We start from the raw sequence: 18,886 nt of genomic DNA on the forward strand, positions 1-18,886 counted from the left end.
CGTGGGCCGGGGTTCCACAGATCAGCCAGCTGACTAGTCCGTGAAAACTGGCCGTGAGCTGGGGAAATGCTGATCGGCCCGGTGACGGGGCGTTCACTAGGCCGTGGTGTTCGTCCTGGTCAGGGCGTCGCGGGGGTGGCCTCGAAGATGCGGCGTGGTTCGGGCAGGCCGAGCGCGGCGAGGATCTTCTTCTGGCCGGCGGTGAGCTCGGTGCGCTGCCGGAAGGAGCCGGCCGGGCCGGTGAAGGTGCCCAGGTGCAGGCGCTGGAGCTCGTCGCGGATGGCGGCCCAGGTCTGCCCGGTCTTGGTTTCGGCGATGCGGATGAGCAGCAGCGCCAGCCAGCACAGCAGCACGTGAGCACGGATCCGTGCCTCGACGCGGTGATAGACGGGCCGCATGTCGATAACCGACTTCATGTCCCGCCAGCCGCGCTCGACTTCCAGTAGCTGCTTGTAGCCCAGGGCGATGTCCTCGGCCGAGGGCTTCGGGTCCGAGCAGCGCAGCAGGAACTTGCCGTCCAGGTTGGCCTCGGCGTCGATGGCCTTCTTGTCCACCCGCAGCAGCCCGCCGGGCGTGGTGCGCAGGTAGCGGTTGAGCCCGGGCTTGGTCGAGATGACGCCGCGCAGTTCGGCGCGCTGGTCCCGAGACAGCGTGTCGGAGCCGTTAATCATCTCCTCGAGCAGCGCGACGATGCGTGCTCGGATGGCAGCGTCGCGGATCGCGGCGTCGGGGTTGAAGCAGATCACGAACCGGTCCTCAGCTAGATCCGACGACAGACGGACCTCCTTGACCTGCAGGTTGTCGGCGACGTGGCGGTAGCGGCCCTGTCGGGACAGCGCGGCGTCGGCCTCGGCGGTGCCGCCGCGCAGCTTCTCCCCGAGGATGTAGTGCCCGCCGGCGCGCTGCAGGTAGCGCCTGTTGGCGGCGGAGGCGAAGCCGCGGTCGGCGACCCACACGATCCGCGACAGCGACCAATCCCGCATGTCGTGTTTCACCTGCCGGATCAGCGCGGAATCGGCGGTGTTCCCGGGCCAAGACCAACACCTGACCGGGATCCCGTCCCGGGTCACCGCCATGCCGACCACGATCTGCGGCAGATCCGGCCGGGAGTCCTTGCTCTTGCCGAGGGTGCGAAACCCTGCCTGCTTTGCTGCGGCCGAGGCGTCGGCGACCGGCATCCCGCGCTCGTCCCGGCCGACCGGCGCGTCGGCGTCCTCGGCCTCGAAGTACGTGGAGATGGTGTCGAAGAACAACAGGTCCACCTCCAGATTCAGCAGGTCGGCGGTGTTGTCGAACACGATCCGCCCGAGCTCGGGCTCGGCGTCGATCAACCAGTCCATCGCCCGATAGCAGGACTCGTCCACGACCGGCACGTCCAGCCCGTCGATGACCACGTCGTGCTCGATCCACCGGGTCGCGCCCAGCTTGGAACTGGGGGCCAGCGCACGGTTCGCCACCAGCGCGAACAGGATCCGCTCCACGCGCGGCTCCATCCGCGTGGTCACCAGCATCCGCCGCATCACGGCATCGATCCCCAACGCATGCCACAGCCCGTCCAGCGCGAACGCCCCGCCCAACGCCTTCGACTCGGTGAACCGCAGTTCCGCTGGCGCGGTCGCGACCAGCGCCTCGCCCTGCTCGAGCAGTCGGCACAACGCCGCGACCAGCCGCCGGATCCCGGCGACGTCGAGCTGGTCCTCCCGGCCGAAGGAGTACAGCACCTTCGTCCGCGACGCCTTCGCGGCCGGGTCCCACTCGTTATGGGCCAGCTGCAGATAGCCCACCGTCTTGCCGTCGGCCATCCTGCGCGTCGAGCGCTTCACATACACGGACGGCGACCTTAACGATCAAGCCGCTATGAGAACAAGACCACGCAGCAGTTCACAAGCAGGCCACGGCGCACACCGTGTCACTAGTACTTTCCGCCGCTTCCGCTAGGTCGCAACCCTCTGACCAGCGGCGCGAGCCTCCCACGAGTCCCGGATCATCTGTGGAACCCCGGACTGGGGTCGTCCGGCCGGCGGCGTGCGACGCATATCGCGGGTGCGGTTGGCCCGTTGGCCCGCCCGTTAAGGGTGCCCCGGCGGCGATGCTGGCCGGTGGTCCCTTCCGTGTCTCGACGCGCCACCGGCTGCCTCGTGGCTCCGAGCCTGCGCAGCAGGTATCACGTCGAAGTGTGGCTACATGCGTTCGGGGGCGCTGATGCCGAGCAGGCCGAGCCCGTGTTGCAGCGTGCGCGCGGTGAGCTGGCAGAGGGCGAGTCGGTTGCTGCGAATGGGTTCCTCGGCGCCCAGCACGTGGCAGGACTCGTAGAACGTGGTGAAGTCGCGGGCCAGGTCGTAGAGGTAGCCGCACAGTCGGTGGGGTTCCAGGGTGTCGCCGACCTCGGTCACCGCGGTGCCGTAGGCGTCGAGTTCCAGGGCCAGCGCGCGCTCGGCGGGTTGGAGTTCGACGGTGGGGTCGATGTCTACGTCGGGGTCGCCGGCCCTGCGCAGGATCGAGCGGATGCGGGTATGTGCGTACTGGAGGTAGACGCCGGTGTTGCCGGTGAACGACACCATGCGGTCGACGTCGAAGACGTAGTCCTTGATCCGCGAGCTGGACAGGTCGGCGTACTTGACCGCCCCGATGCCCGCCTGCTCGGCGATTCGGTCCAGTTCGTCGGCGTCAAGCTCAGGGTTCTTCTCGTGGACGACGGCGCGGGCACGGGCGACGGCGTCATCGAGCAGGTCCATTAGGCGGACGGTGCCGCCCGAGCGGGTCTTGAAGGGGCGCCCGTCGGGGCCGAGTACCGTCCCGTACGGGACGTGGGCGGCTTCGATGCCGTCGGTGAGCCAGCCCGCGCGGCGAGCCGCTTCAAAGATCATTTGAAAGTGGAGGGCCTGGCGCGAGTCGGTGACGTAGAGCAGGCGGTTGGCCTTGAGGTCGTGGATGCGGTAGCGAATGGTGGCGAGGTCGGTGGTGTCGTAGCCGTAGCCGCCGTCGCGCTTGCGCACCATGAGCGGGGCGGGGTTGCCGTCCGGGCCGGTGACCTCCTCGGAGAAGATCACGATGGCACCTTCGCTTTCCACGGCGATTCCGGCCTCGGTCAGTTCGGTGACGACATCGGCGAGGAGATGGTTGTAGAACGACTCGCCGACCGAATCTTCCGGGGTGAGGAGCACGCCGAGCCGGTCGTAGATGTCGCGGAAGGCTTTCTCGGATTCGGCGACGATTTCCTTCCAGCGGGCGATGGTGGCCGGGTCGCCGGATTGCAGGGCGACCACCCGTCGGCGGGAACGGTCGGCGAAGTCGGGATCGGCGTCGAAGGCGGCGCGGGCGGCCCGGTACAGCTCGTCCAGCGCGGAGACCGCCGAGGTGCCGGGCTCCAGCTCGTCGTGGTGCCAGGTGGCCTGCGGGTGCTCGTCCAGGTACTGGATGAGCATCCCGAACTGGGTGCCCCAGTCACCGAGGTGGTTCTGTCGGATGACCTCGGCACCGAGGAAGCCGAGCACGCGGGCCAGGCTGTCCCCGATGATCGTGGTGCGCAGGTGCCCGACGTGCATCTCCTTGGCAATGTTGGGCGCGGAGTAGTCGATGACGGTCCGCTGGCCGTCGTGGGGCGTGCCGACCCCGAGGCGGGGGCTGGCCAGGCGCGCGGCGAGTTGGTTCCAGATGACCTGGTCGGGCACGGTGATGTTGAGAAAGCCCGGTCCGGACACCTCGACGCGGGCGATCGGCCCGCGGTCGTCGGCGAGGGCCGCGCTGAGCGCTTGGGCGAGGTCGGCGGGCTTGGTGCGGGCGCGTTTGGCCAGGGCGAGGGCTGCGTTCGACTGGAAGTCGGCGTGCTCGGATCGGCGAATCACCGGGTCGGCTCCGGCCAGCTCGGGGCGGGCGTGGGCGATCGCCTGGGACACGCTGTCGGCCACCTGGCCGAGCAGCGGCAGCACCTCATGGTTCGTCACTGAGTAGACCCTCCTTCTCGGCGTGCATTGTCCCAGGTCCTAATAACTGTCGTGTCAGCACGTCGGTGGCACCCGGCCGGCGTGGTGCCCGAAGTTGTTCGATAGCGGTCAGGCAGGCGCCGTAGTCAGGTTCGAACCGGGTTCCATCGAGGTGGCGGAGGATGCCGTGCCGTGCAAGCCGGGCGAGTCCGCGGCGCAGCGTCGCAGCCAGGTGCCGGTTGGGGGTGTAGCCGAGGAAGTCTTCGCCGGTGGCCTGCTGTGGACCGATGGTGACGGCGGTGATCGTCTCGTCGAGTGTGATGCTGGTCGCTTCACCCAGGAGGGTGATCGCCAGTAGGGCGACGGCGTGTTCGGCGCGCTCGCGATGCCGCCTGTAGGTGATGGCGTCGCCGCCGAGGAAGACGTGCGGGCTGGTCAGCGCGTTGAGTAGGAGTCGGTGGGCGAAGGTGCGGGAGTTGAGAAACCACGGCTCAACCACCACGGCGGACACGCTGAGGTGTCCGTCGGCGTTGGTGTCGAAGCAGCTCAGGCTGACCGCTGCGTCGACATCGGCGAAGCTCGCGTACACCTTGACCGCGTAGTCGACCTCGGTGTCCAGATCAAAGCCGTGGACCCGGTGCAGGTCGCAGACGGCCTCGATGAGCTGGGCCAGTTCGTCGTCCGCGATGGGCTGGGGGCCGATCAGCACGAGGTCGAGGTCGGAGCGTGGTGTCGCGGTGCCGGCGGGATGGGAGCCGTAGGCCAGTCCGTAGCCGGCGTCTCGAACGAACCTGCGACGCAGGGCGCGCGCAGTGGCGAACGCCGCGCGCTGGTTGGCCTCCACGGCGCTACCTCGGTAGGTGGTGGCTGGGGTGTGGGATGGCGTGGAAGTCGGCCACGTGCACCCCGCTCGGTAACGTCACCTCGCCCGAGGGCTGCTCGTAGTGGTCGATGAAGTCACGGATCTCGTGTTGGACGCCCGCGTCGTTCACCAGTGCGGGGAAGCTCTTGAGGTGGACGACGTTGAACCAGGCGATCGCCGCTTCGGCGTTGGGTGCCCATGCGGTGCCGCTGCGGCGGGTGTGGGTGAGGGCGCCGTGGCCGGAATCTTCGAGCTGCCGAAGTGCGGTGAGCAGCAGGTTGCGGGTGTAGCTGCGGCCTTCCTCGGGAAACGGTGCGATTCGCTCCCAGAGACGGGTCACCAAGCGTTGTTCGGGGGTGTCGGAGTCGAAGAACAGCGCCAGGAGGTGACCGCCGGGGGCGAGCAGGCGGGTGATGTCGCGGACGAATGCGATGGCCTGTCTTCGGGCGGCGGCCACGTCGGAGACCGGTTGGATGCCGTCGGCGGTCATGGTTTCGAAGAACTCGCCGAGTGGGTAGCTCAGCGACCAGAACGCCCCGACGAGGTCGAAGGAGCCCGCCCGTCCCTCGCCCAGCAGTTGGGCCACGGCATCGCGGGTATCCGCACGGATGGTGCGAGCCAAGGGGTATTGCACGCGGACGGTGTCGATCATGGTGGTGCTGTAGTCGGCGAGGATGAGGTGTCGCGCGTAGGGGGCGAGTCGGGCGGTGACGCGCCCGGTGCCGCACCCGAACTCGACGACCGTGAGGTTGCCTGCCGGCTCGCCGTGGTGGGCGGTCACTAACTCCCTGACCAGGTCGAGGTCTTCGCGGCCGTCGTAGTAGTGGGGCAGTAAGCAGCGGTCGTACACGCCGCCGGTTTCGTAGACCGAGCGGAACTGCTCGACATCGGTCACCGGATCTCTCCTTCGATCTCGCCGCCGAGCTTGGTCACGTAGTCGATCACTTCGGCCATGTGTTGGTCGTCGGTGCGCGGATTGTTGGCCATGAACCGCAAGGGGTACAGCGTTGATCCGGCCCGAAGGCGCGCGTGATCGTCGGGCAGGCTGAACTGGTGGAGGTGCCAGGTTCCTTCGGTGAGCATCCGATCGTGGATGCGTTGGTTCACCGTGTTGATCCGCGCGATGTGGTGCTCCGGCACGGGTGGTTCGCGCCGGATGTCGGTGGGCAGGTAGACGAACGCCACCGCGGCAAGGTCAGGATCGTGTAGGCGCAGCAGGCGCGGGTGTTCGTCGAGCAAGGCGGCGAAGCGGTGCGCCTTGCCCACCCGCTCTTCGGCGAGCGCGGCGAGGCCGGTGCGGCCGTGGGCGAGCATCATCATCCACAGCTTCAGCGACAGCCAGCCTTTGGTACCGATGAACGGCGTGACCTGGCCGAAGGCGTAATCCTCTTGCATGATCAGATCTGAATAGCTCGACACCGCGCGCAAACTGGCTGGGTCTCGGACGAGCAGGGCGCTCAGGCTGTAGGGCACGGCCATGACCTTGTGTGGGTCGACGGTCACGCTGTCGAACTCGGCGATGCCGTCGATGCGGTGGCGCAGCCGGTCGCTGAACGCCGCGACCAGTCCCCAGCAGGCGTCCACGTGCAGCCAGACTGCGGGGTCGGCCGCGCGGATGACATCGTGCACCTGGCGCAGATGCTCGACGGTCTGGGTGCGACTGTCCCCGGCGTAGGCGACCACGGCCATGACCTGCCCACGGTGCCGGTGGACCGCCCGCTCCAGCGCGGCGAGGTCGTAGCGGAACGCGCGTGTGTCGACTTCGATGGCCTGGTTTCCAACACCGATCCAGGTGAGCGCGCTTTTGATGCTGTAGTGCCCGATCCCGCGCGGCACGATGACACCGAACTGGCTGGGATCGCGGACACCGGCGCGCATGGTGTCGGGAGCCTTGTGCTCGCGGGCGAGCATCATCGCGGTCGCGTTGCTGCTTGTTCCACCGTGAGTGATCACACCGCCGACATCCCAAACCGTGCGGATGTCCGAAACCGGCGGGTTGTCGTAGCCCAGCAGGTCCCGTAGCCACCGCAACACTGCGATCTCGACGAATGTCGCGCTCGGCGAGTCGAAACTTTGGTTGATCAAGTTCTGTTGCGTGAACAGGGCCAGCAGGCCACCCACGAGCGCGGCGGGGTCGTCCCCGGTGTCGCCGAAGCCGAGGAAGCGGGGGCTGGCCTCGTTCTTGCACAGTGGGAGGACGACCTGCTCGAACAGCTCCAGAACGACGTCCAGCGTGCATCGTTCCCGGGGCAGATCGGACACCAGCAGATCTCGTATCCGCTCCGGCGGTAACCGGTCACGGAATATGTCTGGCTGGAGCTTGAAGCGCACACCGAGGTCGATCACTCGACGCAGCAGCTCGGACGCCGCGTCGACAGAAGCCGTGGTAGACATCCTGGGGGTCGATTCGTGATCCACCGGCCGGGCACTCACGTGGACTCCTTGTCACCGCAGGAAATACGGGCACAAACGATCAAGACTAGTCACCGGATCGGCTGCGGCTGTTCCGCCGAACAGGTCGCGCACCGAGCCGCGCATCACACCCCGCGACGACGGACGGTGATCGTCGGGGACAATGCCGACCGTGCAGAGGACGCCAACCACCCCGTACGAGCCGTGGATGCGCCGAGCACTCCAGGTCGCGCGCACATTGCCCGACCCAGGAGCTGACGATCCGCCCGTCGGCGCGGTGATCTACGACCGCGACGGCAACGAGATCGCCGCCGCCCACCACGACCGCGCCCGGACCGGCGACCCCACGGCCTACGCCGAAATCCTCGCGCTGCGTCAGGCAGGCCAAGCGTTCGGTACCTGGCGCCTGGAGGGCTGCACCCTCGTAACCACCCTCGAACCCGGAACCATGTCCGCGGGCGCACTCGTACTCGCCCGCATCCCGCGCTTGGTCATCGGCTCCTGGGACAAGTACAACGGCGCGGTGTGCTCCCTGTGGGACGTGGTCCGCGACCGCCGCCTCAACCACTACGTGGAGGTCATCCCCGAGGTGCTGATGGCCGAGACAGACGCCCTGCTCAACGCCTACCTCGACACGCCACAAGCGTCCTGATCCCGCGTTCGCCGTGTCTGGGCGGCCACGGCGCGATGTCGCGCCTGTTCAGGCCGCTTGATCCCGCTCGCCGGGTGTGGTGGCGTCGGGGTTGAACCAGACCAGGCGGGCGCGGATGTGGCTGCCGAAGTGGAAGGCGGGCAGCGTGTCTTTCGGCTTGCGCAGGCTCATGCGCAGGCTGCGGTCGACCGAGACGACCTCGGCGTGGTCGGCGAAGGCCATGCCCCATGCGACGATCTGGGCGTCCACGCGGTTGCCGTACTCCTGGACGACGGCGAACAGCCGAGGTGCCTCGTCCGCGACCATGCTTTCCAAGATCGCGACGAACTGTTGCTCGTCGCACAGCGGTGGGACACCGGTCGGGTCGGGCACAAGCGCGTCCAGCGGGTGGCGTTGTTGCTGCTGGTCGTGGGCGGTCTCGTTGAGCTGCGCTGGGGTCGGTGCTGCTGTCATGTGCGCCTCCCTGGGTTGGCCGTACACGGTCGTGGTGAGCGTGGGTGGCGCGGTCATGGCGGGGCATCCGCGTCGTCAGGAGGCCACCCGGAAAGGTCCGCCCTGGTCAGGGGTCGTAGGGCCGACGCCGTGAACCGGCGGGCACGTCGCTGGTGGCCAGCAACCAGTCCAGGGCATTGAGGACGTAGCCGGATCGGTGTTCCACGATCCGGCCGTGGTCGGCGGGGTGCTGGTAGTCGAAGGTGGCCTCGGCGCGCACGGCGTGGGCCAGCCCGTTCGGGCGCAGCGCGAGGTATTCGACGTATCCGGAGCGCACCCGCCACAGGCGGGTGCCGATGAGCATGCCGCCGTTGTCGGCGTCGGGCAGGGGGCGGAAGCCGGCGGCGTACAGGCGTCGCCCCAACTCCTGGGCTGTTTGCCGAGATAGAGGGCTCATTGCTTCTCCTCCCGGCGCGCGTGGCGGGCGGCGATCTGCCCGTCCACGCGGGCGCGGTAGAGCGCCGCTGAGAGCCGGACCAGGAACACCAGTGCGGCGATCGCCACGAGGATGGTTTGCGCGGCGGGGCTCATGCGTGGGCTCGCACGGTGGGGATGGCGTGCTGGTGTTCGTCGAGCGTGGCGCGGTTATCCAGCGCGTACACCACGTCTCGCAACGCACCCCGGAGCCGACCGGCCTGTAACGGGTCCAGCACGGCCACCTCGCCGGACGGCAAGACCAGCGCCACGCGGTCGTCATCGGTGGGCACGACAAGGATCTGGCGTCGTCGTCTCGCGATGTCCCGCCACGTTGAGACCTGCTCACCCGGCTTGCGTCGCCTCCGCCGCATGGTCACTCCCCGGCTGCCACACCAACCCGCGTGGGGTCGGCCGTCGGTACCGGCGGAGCCGGGGCCAGGTCGGGGGCTGACTGGCCCGGCTCCGCCAGGCTGGTCCTGACGCAGCCCTGATCACGAACGGCGAGGGCGGTGATCAGCGCCGCGTCAGGAGGGCTACGGTGTGCTCTGGCACACCATCCATGCAAGGCATAATGCCAGGCATTATTGCCGATCGGGAAGTGGTCCAAACGGGTGGTCGCGCGCGTCGCGCGTGATGGCAGCGTGGAGTGCGAAGCGGAGGAAACAGGGATGCGACCCACCGTGCGCAGCCGCCGACTCGGCAGCAGGCTGGCCCACTATCGGCGCGAGAGCGGCTTGTCCGGTACCGAGGTGGCCGCGCGGCTCGGCATCCACCAAGCCACCTGGTCCAAAATCGAATCGGGCAAGACCAAAGTGTCGCCGACGGTGTTGGCCAAGGCCGTCGAGGTGCTGGACATCCCCGCCTCCGTGGCCGCCCAGTTGGACACCTTGCGCCGCAAGTCCGAGGAGCAGGGCTGGTGGCAGGACTACGGCGACATCCTCTCCGAAGCCGTGCAGATGCTCATCGAGCTGGAAGCCGACGCCTCCTGGATCCGCACCTACGAAGGCCATCTGATCCCCGGCCTGCTGCAAACCCGCCGCTACGCCGAACGCGTCATCACCGCGGTCTCGCCCCACATCCGGGTCGCCGACATCGACCGGTACCTGGAACTACGGATGCGCCGCCAGAAACGCATCGATGAAGGGCTCCGGCTGACCGCGATCCTCGGCGAGGCCGCGGTCCGCCAGCAGGTCGGCGGACCCGACACGCTGCGCGAACAGCTCCGCCACGTCACGCGCATGGTTCGGGAGCACGACGTGACCGTCCAGATCGTGCCCTTCACCGCCGACGCCCACGCCGCGCTCGGCGACTCATTCACCGTGATCCAGTGGCCTGACGAGGCCGATCCCGAAGCCGTCTACGTGGACGGGGTGACATCCTGGACCGTGCATGAGCGCGACGGTGTGATCCGCAGCTACCTGCACGCGCTGGCCTCCGTGCAAGCGCAAGCCCTGGCTCCGCGAGAATCACTTGACCTCATCCACGACGTGATCAAGGAACTGCCATGAACACCCCCGCCCACACAGCGCAGGCCCCGACCGCGTGGCGCAAGAGCAGCTACAGCACCGGCACCGGAAACTGCGTCGAGGTCGCCCCCGCCGCGGGCGGCGTGGTGATCCGGCACAGCAAGCACCCGACCGCCGGAACGATCACCTTCGGCTTCGCCGATTGGAAGTCGTTCATCCACGAAGTTCAGAACGGGCCAAACAGCACGAACAGCGCCGTCACCGTCACCCGCAGCGGCACTGACACCCTGGTCAGGTCGCTGCACACCGGCGTCGAACTACGCTTCGACCAAGCAGAATGGTCCGCCTTCGTCGCCGGAGCCATCGACGGCGAGTTCGACCTCGCTGACCGACTCACCACGACCGTGAACTGACCGCAAACACCAGGCAGCGATCGATACGGCCGGCAGCCACACCGCGATCTCGAACGCTCGGCCGGGGTTCCACAGATCAGCCAGCTGACTAGTCCGTGAAAACTGGCCGTGAGCTGGGGAAATGCTGATCGGCCCGGTGACGGGGCGTTCACTAGGCCGTGGTGTTCGTCCTGGTCAGGGCGTCGCGGGGGTGGCCTCGAAGATGCGGCGTGGTTCGGGCAGGCCGAGCGCGGCGAGGATCTTCTTCTGGCCGGCGGTGAGCTCGGTGCGCTGCCGGAAGGAGCCGGCCGGGCCGGTGAAGGTGCCCAGGTGCAGGCGCTGGAGCTCGTCGCGGATGGCGGCCCAGGTCTGCCCGGTCTTGGTTTCGGCGATGCGGATGAGCAGCAGCGCCAGCCAGCACAGCAGCACGTGAGCACGGATCCGTGCCTCGACGCGGTGATAGACGGGCCGCATGTCGATAACCGACTTCATGTCCCGCCAGCCGCGCTCGACTTCCAGTAGCTGCTTGTAGCCCAGGGCGATGTCCTCGGCCGAGGGCTTCGGGTCCGAGCAGCGCAGCAGGAACTTGCCGTCCAGGTTGGCCTCGGCGTCGATGGCCTTCTTGTCCACCCGCAGCAGCCCGCCGGGCGTGGTGCGCAGGTAGCGGTTGAGCCCGGGCTTGGTCGAGATGACGCCGCGCAGTTCGGCGCGCTGGTCCCGAGACAGCGTGTCGGAGCCGTTAATCATCTCCTCGAGCAGCGCGACGATGCGTGCTCGGATGGCAGCGTCGCGGATCGCGGCGTCGGGGTTGAAGCAGATCACGAACCGGTCCTCAGCTAGATCCGACGACAGACGGACCTCCTTGACCTGCAGGTTGTCGGCGACGTGGCGGTAGCGGCCCTGTCGGGACAGCGCGGCGTCGGCCTCGGCGGTGCCGCCGCGCAGCTTCTCCCCGAGGATGTAGTGCCCGCCGGCGCGCTGCAGGTAGCGCCTGTTGGCGGCGGAGGCGAAGCCGCGGTCGGCGACCCACACGATCCGCGACAGCGACCAATCCCGCATGTCGTGTTTCACCTGCCGGATCAGCGCGGAATCGGCGGTGTTCCCGGGCCAAGACCAACACCTGACCGGGATCCCGTCCCGGGTCACCGCCATGCCGACCACGATCTGCGGCAGATCCGGCCGGGAGTCCTTGCTCTTGCCGAGGGTGCGAAACCCTGCCTGCTTTGCTGCGGCCGAGGCGTCGGCGACCGGCATCCCGCGCTCGTCCCGGCCGACCGGCGCGTCGGCGTCCTCGGCCTCGAAGTACGTGGAGATGGTGTCGAAGAACAACAGGTCCACCTCCAGATTCAGCAGGTCGGCGGTGTTGTCGAACACGATCCGCCCGAGCTCGGGCTCGGCGTCGATCAACCAGTCCATCGCCCGATAGCAGGACTCGTCCACGACCGGCACGTCCAGCCCGTCGATGACCACGTCGTGCTCGATCCACCGGGTCGCGCCCAGCTTGGAACTGGGGGCCAGCGCACGGTTCGCCACCAGCGCGAACAGGATCCGCTCCACGCGCGGCTCCATCCGCGTGGTCACCAGCATCCGCCGCATCACGGCATCGATCCCCAACGCATGCCACAGCCCGTCCAGCGCGAACGCCCCGCCCAACGCCTTCGACTCGGTGAACCGCAGTTCCGCTGGCGCGGTCGCGACCAGCGCCTCGCCCTGCTCGAGCAGTCGGCACAACGCCGCGACCAGCCGCCGGATCCCGGCGACGTCGAGCTGGTCCTCCCGGCCGAAGGAGTACAGCACCTTCGTCCGCGACGCCTTCGCGGCCGGGTCCCACTCGTTATGGGCCAGCTGCAGATAGCCCACCGTCTTGCCGTCGGCCATCCTGCGCGTCGAGCGCTTCACATACACGGACGGCGACCTTAACGATCAAGCCGCTATGAGAACAAGACCACGCAGCAGTTCACAAGCAGGCCACGGCGCACACCGTGTCACTAGTACTTTCCGCCGCTTCCGCTAGGTCGCAACCCTCTGACCAGCGGCGCGAGCCTCCCACGAGTCCCGGATCATCTGTGGAACCCCGGGTGGGGGCCGGAGTGAGATGCCCATGTAGTCGAAGCCGTGCTTGCGGCCGTGGCCGCAATGGAGTCGGGCCGTGGGAGCCGGAGTGAGGGAATTCAGCCGCTCCGCTACCTCAGCCGTGATCGGGCCGCAATGGAGTCCGGCCGCGGGGGCCGGAGTGAGCAGGACCGGGCTCGGGCGACAGTGAGCCCCGGGTTAGGCCGCAATGGAGTCCGGCCGCGGGGGCCGGAGTGAGGCGCCTGGTCACCGCCGCGATCCGAGCCGGAAGCCGCGAGCCGCAATGGAGTCCGGCCGCGGGGGCCGGAGTGAGCAACGGCGCGCTCGCCGCGTCCGACGTGCTGGTCATGCCGCAATGGAGTCCGGCCGCGGGGGCCGGAGTGAGCGCCGCGCGCTGTGGCAGCAGGCGTACACCGCGCTGGGGCCGCAATGGAGTCCGGCCGCGGGGGCCGGAGTGAGGGAACAGGCGGCGGCCGACGACGGTCAGGCGGACCTCGCCGCAATGGAGTCCGGCCGCGGGGGCCGGAGTGAGGATTACCGGGCTGATGTAAACGACCAGGTGTTTTGATGGCCGCAATGGAGTCCGGCCGCGGGGGCCGGAGTGAGAGCGCCGGCATCGACGACGTGCCCGACGAGCAGTGGGCCGCAATGGAGTCCGGCCGCGGGGGCCGGAGTGAGCCGCGAAGAAAACGAGGTGATGCAGTGACATGATCTGCCGCAATGGAGTCCGGCCGCGGGGGCCGGAGTGAGGACGTGGTGGCGTCGGCGACCTCGCTGCGTTCCCGGCCGCAATGGAGTCCGGCCGCGGGGGCCGGAGTGAGACCCAACCGGACCCATTCCGGGTGTCGACACTCCCTACGCGCCGCAATGGAGTCCGGCCGCGGGGGCCGGAGTGAGCGCTGGCGATCGAGCTGGCCGCCGTGCGGCTGGGCACGCCGCAATGGAGTCCGGCCGCGGGGGCCGGAGTGAGGTCGGTGGCGTGCGTGTTGCCCGGGGTGTAGTTCCGGCCGCAATGGAGTCCGGCCGCGGGGGCCGGAGTGAGCGTCGAGGATGGCGCCGATCTGAAGCGTGAGATGACGAAGCCGCAATGGAGTCCGGCCGCGGGGGCCGGAGTGAGCGCACACCTCGTCGAGCTGGCCGAGACGCCCAAGGGTGCCGCAATGGAGTCCGGCCGCGGGGGCCGGAGTGAGGCACCGCCGAACTCCGCGCCCTGCTCCTGTCCGTCGCGGCCGCAATGGAGTCCGGCCGCGGGGGCCGGAGTGAGCAGGGCCTCCACCGCTTCCGGCAGGCTCATACCAGCCGGCCGCAATGGAGTCCGGCCGCGGGGGCCGGAGTGAGGCCAGGTCGTCGGCGGGAGATGTTCCCGGCAGTTGAGCCGCAATGGAGTCCGGCCGCGGGGGCCGGAGTGAGGGCCACCACGTGCGTGCCGTGCAGTAGCGCCACGGAGCCGCAATGGAGTCCGGCCGCGGGGGCCGGAGTGAGCGCCGCCCGGGCAAAGAAACCATCTCTGTGTGGCTGCCGCAATGGAGTCCGGCCGCGGGGGCCGGAGTGAGGTACTCGGGTGTCGATCGTGTTGAGCGCGACGATGTCGCCGCAATGGAGTCCGGCCGCGGGGGCCGGAGTGAGGCCAGGTCGTCGGCGGGAGATGTTCCCGGCAGTTGAGCCGCAATGGAGTCCGGCCGCGGGGGCCGGAGTGAGGCGTCAAGATCTCGTTCGCCTTGAACGCCTGGTTGCTGGTGCCGCAATGGAGTCCGGCCGCGGGGGCCGGAGTGAGCCTACAGCCCATACGCCTTCGTGGGCACCGAGCCGTTGCCGCAATGGAGTCCGGCCGCGGGGGCCGGAGTGAGTACTCCACGTGCTTCCCTGTGCAACTCAACTACAGTGCGCCGCAATGGAGTCCGGCCGCGGGGGCCGGAGTGAGCCCGCTGCCCGCGCACGCGTAGGCCATATGTAGAAATGCCGCAATGGAGTCCGGCCGCGGGGGCCGGAGTGAGAACATGATGATCACATCCCGGTGGAGTCGGTTTTGATGCCGCAATGGAGTCCGGCCGCGGGGGCCGGAGTGAGCGGCCAACGCGTGCAGGGCGGCTTGGCCTTGCACCGAATTGCCGCAATGGAGTCCGGCCGCGGGGGCCGGAGTGAGCGTGCCGTGGGACGAGCTCGGGTTGCTTTCGGTGAAGAAGCCGCAATGGAGTCCGGCCGCGGGGGCCGGAGTGAGCGGGAAGCAACTCGGTGTAACCCTTGCGAAGGTTGCGTAGCCGCAATGGAGTCCGGCCGCGGGGGCCGGAGTGAGCTCGCGGGGCGAACGACCAGATGTTGGCCCGGTTGAAGCCGCAATGGAGTCCGGCCGCGGGGGCCGGAGTGAGCTGCAGGTCCCGCCGTGGATACCCCCACAGCACCTGCTGGCCGCAATGGAGTCCGGCCGCGGGGGCCGGAGTGAGTCCCGAAGCATCATTTCGAACGACATTGGGCAGTCGGCCGCAATGGAGTCCGGCCGCGGGGGCCGGAGTGAGAGGGACTCCGGACGTGCCCCCCCTGGCCCTCACTCTGATTGCCGCAATGGAGTCCGGCCGCGGGGGCCGGAGTGAGCATGTCGCTAGAAAATATCGACGGTGGGTTGTTCTGCCGCAATGGAGTCCGGCCGCGGGGGCCGGAGTGAGGGCTCGGCTGATTCGGTGGGTTTGACCTGCGGAAATGTAGCACGTTGCGAGCAACCCCGGAAGAGGGATCTTCGACGAGATCAACAAGCCTCCACTGAATCGCACAAGATGGCCCTGACCTGCATGCGAGCATCTACGCCTGACGGTGTCGGCACCGGGATGCTCGCAGAGATCAAACTATCTTCGGGCCTGCGTCCGGCAGCCGGCGGGGACGTCCGAGGCTGCGCACCCGGGCCGGCGAGGACGTCAGGCCGAGATCGATCTCCACCACGCTGTCCTCGCCGAGATCCATCACGTCGGTGACGGCGGACTCCAGTTCGGCGAGTTCGGCCACGCTCAGATCGCACAGGAACACTGAATACTGCAGCCGTTCGCCGTGGTCCTCCATGAGCGCGCAGACCCGGCGCAGCCGCTTCGGGTCCGCGATGTCGTAGGCCATCAGGTATCGCCGCCTGGCCATCGGCTCACCTCGTGACCATCGGCGTGTACTGGGGTATCTCGCCGACCAGGACGGCGGCGAGCAGACGGGCCTGGAGGTCGAGCACCCGCCGGTAGCTGATCTTGTAGCCGAAGAGCGGGTGCCGGATCTCCGTGTCCAGCCGGCGTTCGTAGGCGCGGAGCACGGTGCGGCGGCCATCGGGCGTCAGCGAGACCGCCCCGGCACGGCGGAGGAAGTCGGCCGTGGTGATCTCACCCTTGTTGATCAAACCGAGGACCACCGAGTCGGCGATCAGCGGCCGGAACTCCTCGGCGAGATCGAGCGCCAGCGCCGGTCGGCCGTAGCGGGAACGGTGATAGATGCCGAGGTGGGGATCCAGTCCGACGCCGAGCGTGATGGCGACCAGATCCTTGGTGAGCATGGAGTAGCAGAACGAGAGCGGGGCATTGACGGGATCCGGAGGTGGCCGGCGGTTGCGCCCGAGTTGGGAGAATTCGGCGGCGAGGCCGTCGGCGCCCGGGTTGACCATCGACGGGAACGCGGCGAAATACAGGCGAGCCGCCGTGCCCTCGACGCCGAGCAGCGTGGAGAAGTTCTCCGCCGTGCGCGCCTGCTCGGCGAGCCTCTTCATGGCGTCGAGCGTCCCAGTGACGTCTCCGCGCGCATTGCGACGCAGCAGAGTCCGGCAGTTGAGGATCTTGCCGGCGATGATCTGCCCGGCGATGCCGTTACCGCCCTGCGCGTGCACGGCGGTCTGGCGGCGGCGTAGCTCGACATACTTGGGCGGCTGGCCCTGCGCGAACCCGTGCAACCACCCTCCGCTGCTCAGCCAGAGCACCGGAATACCGCGGGCGAAGCATTCCTGGAGGGCCTGTGTGCTGATCTGGACACGGCCGAACACGGCGAGCTGTGCCACGTCGAGCATTCGGAACGAGGCGAGCTTCGCCTTGTCGCGGGTGACTTCGAGGCGCCCACCACGCACGCCGACGAAGGCGCCGGGTTCGGTCACATAGACGGGGCGCTGGTCCGGGTCTCGGGGCACCAGCCGTCGGGGTGGCTGCTGCCGCCGGGCGAGCAGGGCGTTCACCTCGTCGGGAAGGCAGAGGCCGACGAGTGAACACCGGACGCACTTGGGACTGTCGACCAGCGGCAACGGCGGGCGGGCTCGGTCCGCCACGGCACGGGCGCCGGCCACGACATCCCGCACCCAACCGATTCGCTCCGGGCTCAGCTCGACACGGACCCGCTGCCGGGTCTCGGCGTAGTACAGCTCGGCGTGGTCACAGCGATAACCACGATCACGCAACACGAGCGCTTGCAGGCAGACCTGCGCCTCGTCCGCCGGCCACGGTGTCCCGTCCGACCGTGGACCGCCCTTCTTGAAATCGACCGGGACGACGCTGTCACCGTCACCCTGGATGACGTCCACCTTGGCGATCACGCCGAGGTCGTCCGAGCTCAGCGTCACCGCGCGGGCGGCACGGAGATCGCCTTCCCCGGGCAGCGGCGCGGCGCCGGACTCGACATCGACCTTGCGGTGGACCTGCTGCCCGAGCCGGGTGTCGTCGTTGTCCGCGAAGCGGCCCTCGACCCATTCCAGATAGAACAACCGCGGGCAGTAGACGTACTCGTTGACCATGCGCGCGGGAATGAGATCACTGTCCACCGTCACCTCCGATCGGGACGGAACAAACCCAATCCAAAGTGGGACAGGTGGCCGAGGGCAAGGGGCCCACGGACAGGGTGGTCGAGAGCCAGCCGCAGGAACGCACCGGGACGGCTGGCCTGGCCCTGGTAAGGGTCCCGGCGCGCTCGCGCGACAGGACGGTAACGGCGGAACGCCCGCCAGTCACGGTCGAGCAGTTCGATCTCACGGAGGCGGACGGAGTCGCCGTAGCGGTACGAGAGCTCCCGATTGATTTCTTCGCGGAGAAAGGCGATCCAGTTGGTATGGCGCTTGGGGTAGCGGGACGGGGTGAACGGCGTGGCCGAGCACCAGTCTGCGGTTTCCACGGCCAGATCGGGGGCGGCCTGCTCGACGTCGCCCAGCCCGGCGACGCGGATGGTGAGCCGCCAGTCCTCGTTCCGCCGCGAGTAGAGGCGGCGGACGGCGGTGAGTGCCTTGAGTTCCTCCTCCGGCAACCCGTCCGGCGCCCACACCAGCAGCCCGGCGAGCCGGCCCTCGTTGAGCACAGGCAGGTAGTGGGCGTGCCCGTGGTTGGTCCGGGCCACCGCTCCCCCGAATCTGCCGCCGAGAACGGTGCGGTCCCGGCCCTCCCGGTCGCCGGGAAGGTTGCTGAGCGCCGCCTGACGCAGCAGGTCGGTGTACACCACGCTGTCGGTTTCCGGTGGGCAGGCGGGTTGCAGCACGGAGAACCGCACCGCGGTCACCGGACGTCCCGGCCCGCGGACCGCGGAGACCCTGCCCACCGGCGGGGCCGGCTGCTCCCGGTAGTAGCCGAGCAGGCGGGTGCCGGCGGGGAACAGCAGGCCGCCCCGCCGCACGTCGACGGGCCGGGCGAGCAGGGTGTCGAGCCGCAGCGGAAGTTCGGGCGCGAGGACGGCGGTGGCCGGCCGGTCGTCCGGGACGGTCTCGGCGACGTCCGTCGGTTTCCACACCTCGTGCCCCGAGGGTGTCCACTCGTGCGGCACCGCGCCCGAGCAGATGCTGTCGGCCCGGCCGAAGTACGGAAGGGAGATGGCCAGCCGGGTCAACGCCTTCTGCTGCTCGGCCGGCAGGTCGAAGGGCCACCGGACGGCCAGGTCGGCGTCGCGTTCGAAGACCGCGGAAGCGTCGAGAGTGTTGTCCGTGCTACTGCTGCCGCGGCGGTGGGTGGTGTCCGGGTAGTAGTGCCGGGTGTGCGCGAGCACGTGCCGAGGCACGTAGAACACGGGCGGTTCGGCGAGCCTGGCGAGCAGCCGGTGCACCGTCTCGGCGTCCAGTTCGGGCGCGCGGGTCCGCCACACCGCGTAGAGGGCACGCAACACGCGCCACGGGGACGGCGGCAGCTCGACGGCGCCCTCGTTCACGTGCCGTCCCCACGGGTTGGCGTGGTAGCGGCCCCACGGGAAGGTGAGGACCAGCGTGGTGGGCATGC

Annotated in this window: 16 protein-coding genes and 1 CRISPR repeat array; of the genes, 3 read left to right on the forward strand and 13 right to left on the reverse strand. The window is 68.8% G+C overall.

Annotated elements, in window-relative coordinates; genetic code table 11:
* Nucleotides 1-119 precede the first annotated feature (119 nt).
* From FFT21_RS17000 to FFT21_RS17020, 5 genes are all read right to left on the reverse strand, one after another.
* Nucleotides 120-1,829 (reverse strand): IS1634 family transposase, encoded by a 1,710-nt coding sequence (locus tag FFT21_RS17000; protein ID WP_137814871.1) that lies wholly within the window; start codon nucleotides 1,827-1,829, stop codon nucleotides 120-122.
* A 351-nt stretch (nucleotides 1,830-2,180) separates the two neighbouring features.
* The gene (argS, locus tag FFT21_RS17005) at nucleotides 2,181-3,944 is read right to left on the reverse strand and encodes an arginine--tRNA ligase (RefSeq protein WP_137814872.1); all 1,764 of its coding nucleotides are present in this window, start codon (nucleotides 3,942-3,944) and stop codon (nucleotides 2,181-2,183) included.
* Nucleotides 3,931-4,767 carry a nucleotidyltransferase domain-containing protein gene (locus FFT21_RS17010; RefSeq protein ID WP_137814873.1) on the reverse strand — a complete coding sequence of 279 codons (837 nt, stop codon included), beginning with the start codon at nucleotides 4,765-4,767 and terminating at the stop codon, nucleotides 3,931-3,933. The genes argS and FFT21_RS17010 overlap by 14 nt, the downstream gene beginning before the upstream one ends.
* Nucleotides 4,768-4,771: 4 nt before the next feature.
* Entirely contained in the window at nucleotides 4,772-5,680 is a 909-nt protein-coding gene (locus tag FFT21_RS17015) for a class I SAM-dependent methyltransferase (protein WP_137814874.1), read from the reverse strand.
* Entirely contained in the window at nucleotides 5,677-7,218 is a 1,542-nt protein-coding gene (locus FFT21_RS17020) for a pyridoxal phosphate-dependent decarboxylase family protein (RefSeq protein WP_225978485.1), read from the reverse strand. The genes FFT21_RS17015 and FFT21_RS17020 overlap by 4 nt, the downstream gene beginning before the upstream one ends.
* 142 nt (nucleotides 7,219-7,360) lie before the next feature.
* On the opposite strand from FFT21_RS17020, the gene FFT21_RS17025 reads away from it, so the two are divergent.
* On the forward strand, nucleotides 7,361-7,849 hold the full coding sequence (locus FFT21_RS17025; RefSeq protein WP_137814875.1) for a nucleoside deaminase: 489 nt from the start codon (nucleotides 7,361-7,363) through the stop codon (nucleotides 7,847-7,849).
* A 48-nt stretch (nucleotides 7,850-7,897) separates the two neighbouring features.
* Here FFT21_RS17025 and FFT21_RS17030 read toward each other — a convergent pair whose 3' ends face one another.
* From FFT21_RS17030 to FFT21_RS17040, 4 genes are all read right to left on the reverse strand, one after another.
* Complete coding sequence (locus tag FFT21_RS17030; RefSeq protein WP_225978486.1) at nucleotides 7,898-8,302, reverse strand: hypothetical protein; 405 nt, start codon at nucleotides 8,300-8,302, stop codon at nucleotides 7,898-7,900.
* A 106-nt stretch (nucleotides 8,303-8,408) separates the two neighbouring features.
* Nucleotides 8,409-8,738, reverse strand: a complete 330-nt coding sequence (locus FFT21_RS17035; RefSeq protein WP_137814876.1) for an aminopeptidase — start codon at nucleotides 8,736-8,738, stop codon at nucleotides 8,409-8,411.
* On the reverse strand, nucleotides 8,735-8,872 hold the full coding sequence (locus FFT21_RS29180; protein ID WP_192909594.1) for a hypothetical protein: 138 nt from the start codon (nucleotides 8,870-8,872) through the stop codon (nucleotides 8,735-8,737). The genes FFT21_RS17035 and FFT21_RS29180 overlap by 4 nt, the downstream gene beginning before the upstream one ends.
* Nucleotides 8,869-9,129, reverse strand: coding sequence for a hypothetical protein (locus FFT21_RS17040; protein ID WP_137814877.1), 261 nt, complete (start codon nucleotides 9,127-9,129; stop codon nucleotides 8,869-8,871). The genes FFT21_RS29180 and FFT21_RS17040 overlap by 4 nt, the downstream gene beginning before the upstream one ends.
* Before the next feature lie 297 nt (nucleotides 9,130-9,426).
* Between FFT21_RS17040 and FFT21_RS17045 the strand changes: the two genes are divergently transcribed.
* Both FFT21_RS17045 and FFT21_RS17050 read left to right on the forward strand, forming a co-directional pair.
* Nucleotides 9,427-10,266, forward strand: coding sequence for a helix-turn-helix domain-containing protein (locus FFT21_RS17045; protein WP_137814878.1), 840 nt, complete (start codon nucleotides 9,427-9,429; stop codon nucleotides 10,264-10,266).
* The gene (locus tag FFT21_RS17050) at nucleotides 10,263-10,637 is read left to right on the forward strand and encodes a DUF397 domain-containing protein (RefSeq protein ID WP_137814879.1); all 375 of its coding nucleotides are present in this window, start codon (nucleotides 10,263-10,265) and stop codon (nucleotides 10,635-10,637) included. Before FFT21_RS17045 ends, FFT21_RS17050 begins: the two co-directional genes overlap by 4 nt.
* A gap of 174 nt (nucleotides 10,638-10,811) precedes the next feature.
* Here the strand turns inward: FFT21_RS17050 and FFT21_RS17055 are convergent, their stop codons facing one another.
* The 4 genes from FFT21_RS17055 to csb2 form a co-directional block, all read right to left on the reverse strand.
* Nucleotides 10,812-12,521, reverse strand: coding sequence for an IS1634 family transposase (locus tag FFT21_RS17055; protein WP_137814871.1), 1,710 nt, complete (start codon nucleotides 12,519-12,521; stop codon nucleotides 10,812-10,814).
* 225 nt (nucleotides 12,522-12,746) lie between these two features.
* A CRISPR array of direct repeats spans nucleotides 12,747-15,349; the repeat unit is 36 nt; unit sequence GCCGCAATGGAGTCCGGCCGCGGGGGCCGGAGTGAG.
* Between the two features lie 172 nt (nucleotides 15,350-15,521).
* A complete protein-coding gene (gene cas2 / locus FFT21_RS17060) occupies nucleotides 15,522-15,809 on the reverse strand; it encodes a CRISPR-associated endonuclease Cas2 (protein ID WP_137814880.1) in 288 nt (95 codons plus the stop codon).
* Nucleotides 15,810-15,813: 4 nt separating this feature from the next.
* Nucleotides 15,814-17,454, reverse strand: a complete 1,641-nt coding sequence (gene cas4g/cas1g / locus FFT21_RS17065; protein ID WP_137814881.1) for a CRISPR-associated endonuclease Cas4g/Cas1g — start codon at nucleotides 17,452-17,454, stop codon at nucleotides 15,814-15,816.
* A 2-nt stretch (nucleotides 17,455-17,456) separates the two neighbouring features.
* Nucleotides 17,457-18,884, reverse strand: coding sequence for a type I-G CRISPR-associated protein Csb2 (csb2, locus tag FFT21_RS17070; protein WP_137814882.1), 1,428 nt, complete (start codon nucleotides 18,882-18,884; stop codon nucleotides 17,457-17,459).
* Nucleotides 18,885-18,886: the final 2 nt, after the last annotated feature.

Source organism: Gandjariella thermophila (assembly GCF_005405885.1).
GTDB classification, from domain to species: domain Bacteria; phylum Actinomycetota; class Actinomycetes; order Mycobacteriales; family Pseudonocardiaceae; genus Gandjariella; species Gandjariella thermophila.

Excerpts from the sequence above, each read along its gene's own strand:
- FFT21_RS17025 (WP_137814875.1), top strand. The coding sequence starts at position 7,361 with ATGCCGACCGTGCAGAGGACGCCAACCACCCCGTACGAGCCGTGGATG.
- FFT21_RS17030 (WP_225978486.1), bottom strand. The coding sequence starts at position 8,302 with ATGACAGCAGCACCGACCCCAGCGCAGCTCAACGAGACCGCCCACGAC.
- FFT21_RS17035 (WP_137814876.1), bottom strand. The coding sequence starts at position 8,738 with ATGAGCCCTCTATCTCGGCAAACAGCCCAGGAGTTGGGGCGACGCCTG.
- FFT21_RS29180 (WP_192909594.1), bottom strand. The coding sequence starts at position 8,872 with ATGAGCCCCGCCGCGCAAACCATCCTCGTGGCGATCGCCGCACTGGTG.
- FFT21_RS17040 (WP_137814877.1), bottom strand. The coding sequence starts at position 9,129 with ATGCGGCGGAGGCGACGCAAGCCGGGTGAGCAGGTCTCAACGTGGCGG.
- FFT21_RS17045 (WP_137814878.1), top strand. The coding sequence starts at position 9,427 with ATGCGACCCACCGTGCGCAGCCGCCGACTCGGCAGCAGGCTGGCCCAC.
- FFT21_RS17050 (WP_137814879.1), top strand. The coding sequence starts at position 10,263 with ATGAACACCCCCGCCCACACAGCGCAGGCCCCGACCGCGTGGCGCAAG.
- cas2 (WP_137814880.1), bottom strand. The coding sequence starts at position 15,809 with ATGGCCAGGCGGCGATACCTGATGGCCTACGACATCGCGGACCCGAAG.
- csb2 (WP_137814882.1), bottom strand. The coding sequence starts at position 18,884 with ATGCCCACCACGCTGGTCCTCACCTTCCCGTGGGGCCGCTACCACGCC.